Origin of the sequence: Blastomonas sp., from assembly GCF_041747255.1 — a bacterium.
Taxonomy (GTDB): domain Bacteria; phylum Pseudomonadota; class Alphaproteobacteria; order Sphingomonadales; family Sphingomonadaceae; genus Blastomonas.
Genome location: NZ_JBGTFM010000403.1, coordinates 1 through 1760 on the forward strand (window position 1 = coordinate 1; position 1760 = coordinate 1760).

General features: G+C 63.1%; 4 protein-coding genes and 1 tRNA gene. 2 read left to right on the forward strand and 3 right to left on the reverse strand.

Annotated features, from left to right (window positions below):
• Window positions 1–86 (reverse strand): FAD-dependent oxidoreductase (locus ACEW8G_RS13580; protein WP_373488944.1); only part of this gene is annotated, 86 nt, incomplete at its 3' end.
• Window positions 87–220: 134 nt separating this feature from the next.
• Between ACEW8G_RS13580 and ACEW8G_RS13585 the strand changes: the two genes are divergently transcribed.
• Window positions 221–826 (forward strand): DUF6445 family protein, encoded by a 606-nt coding sequence (locus tag ACEW8G_RS13585; protein ID WP_373488941.1) that lies wholly within the window; start codon window positions 221–223, stop codon window positions 824–826.
• Between the two features lie 11 nt (window positions 827–837).
• Here ACEW8G_RS13585 and ACEW8G_RS13590 read toward each other — a convergent pair whose 3' ends face one another.
• Both ACEW8G_RS13590 and ACEW8G_RS13595 read right to left on the reverse strand, forming a co-directional pair.
• Window positions 838–1128: a GNAT family N-acetyltransferase gene (locus ACEW8G_RS13590; protein WP_373488942.1), complete on the reverse strand. Its 291-nt coding sequence runs from the start codon at window positions 1126–1128 to the stop codon at window positions 838–840.
• An 88-nt stretch (window positions 1129–1216) separates the two neighbouring features.
• Window positions 1217–1354: a hypothetical protein gene (locus tag ACEW8G_RS13595; RefSeq protein ID WP_373488943.1), complete on the reverse strand. Its 138-nt coding sequence runs from the start codon at window positions 1352–1354 to the stop codon at window positions 1217–1219.
• 137 nt (window positions 1355–1491) lie between these two features.
• Here ACEW8G_RS13595 and ACEW8G_RS13600 point away from each other — a divergent pair.
• Window positions 1492–1566, forward strand: a tRNA-Thr gene (locus tag ACEW8G_RS13600).
• Window positions 1567–1760 lie beyond the last annotated feature (194 nt).

Consider the following 1760-nt stretch of genomic DNA (forward strand, 5'->3'; position numbering starts at 1 on the left):
AGCACGCGCACGTCGTGCCCCCGGCGCGCCAGCGCCAGCGCGCTCGCCAGTCCGGTGATGCCTGCCCCGGCGATCAGGACGCGCATGCGGGCGTATCATGGGGGTGTGAGGGTTGCAGCACAGTGCCTCGTGTTTAGCCATCAGCGCGCCCAACGCAACGCTGTCTTGTTTGGCCGATTGCCCCTTTCGCACCCGGCCTGATCCGCTAAGGATGACGGACATGCTGCCCACCATGCTGATCATCGATGATTTTCTCGCCGATCCCTATGCGGCACGCGCCGCGGCGCTGGCGCTGGATTACGACCCCGCCAGCCGCAAGGGCAATTACCCGGGCACCATGTCAGGCGCGCCATTGGTCATCGAGGGGCTAGAAACTGCGGTATCCCGCGCCGTCGGCGTGCCTATGATTCCCCAGCCCGGCACGACCCACGGTCATTGCCGCCTGACGCTCAAAGGCGACAGAGGGGTGAGCGGGGTGCATATCGACCCGTGCTTCTATTCGGGCATCCTGTTTCTCAGCCGCGATGCCGACGCGCGCGGCGGCACCGATTTCTTCCGCCACAAGCGCACCGGGCTTGACCGCGTGCCCACCGACCCGCTGGCGCTGGTGCAGGCGGGCTTTGCTGATGCGAACGCGCTGGTCGATGAGGTCGTCAACCGCGATACCCAGCACGCCGGCCGCTGGGAACGCACGATGCGTGTGCCGATGCGCTTCAACCGGCTGATCCTGTTCAGCCCGTGGCTGTTCCACAACGCGGCCGATGGTTTTGGCGCGGATGCCGAGACCGGGCGGCTGGTGCATCTGCAGTTTTTCGCGCGCGGCTAGCGCCCCATCCCTCAGTCGGCGAGCAGGTCAGTCCATTCGGGGTGGCGTTTGAAGGCGGCGGCGACGTAGCTGCAACGTGGCACGATTTTCCAGCCATCGCTGCGCGCTGTGGCGACCAGTGCGTTGACCAGCTTCCCGGCAATCCCGCCGCCGCGCAGCGCATCGGGCACAAAGGTATGATCAGCGATCACCTCGCCGTCTTCGCCGATGGTGTAGGTCAGCTCGGCATCCCCCTGTTCTGACGGAAACACAAACCGTCCCGCCGCTCCTTGCGTTTGATGATCAATGTTGATGGACGACATGGCGTATTCCTCAAACAGGACAGTGTTGGTCAGTAGGTGGCGATGGCCTGGCCCGGGCGCAAGCATTGGTCCCGGCAGATCGATGCGTTCAGTCGTCCGACGCCTCCAGCGCGCGCGCCTGGGCCTTGCGCCGCTTGAGGTTGGCGCGCAGGTTTTCGGCCAGTCGCGCGGTGCGTTCGGCCTCTCGCGCCGCCTGCGCGGGCGTTTTTTGCTGGCGATCATTCATAGGGCTGGATCATATCCGCCAAAGCCCTGCGCTGGCAAGCGCCGCAGGGTTGACAAAGCCAAGGGCCGTGCGCATAGGCGCAGGCCTTGCGAGAGAGCGGCTCCGGCTTGCCTCTCTTGCTCCAGGCGAAATGGTGTGCTGCTGTAGCTCAGTGGTAGAGCGCATCCTTGGTAAGGCTGAGGTCGAGAGTTCAATTCTCTCCAGCAGCACCATTTCTTATAATCCTTTCAGATATTTAGAGGCAGGTAATCGACCTGCCCGGTAAAGTGTTCGTCGTTCGGATGGTTCGACAACAGGCTTTGCATTTGACTGCATTCTGGTCTTGGGTTCACAATTCTTGAGATAACGCCGCACCAGCGCATCCGGTCGTGGTGGACAGGCGAAAGCACAAAGGATGATGTATGGC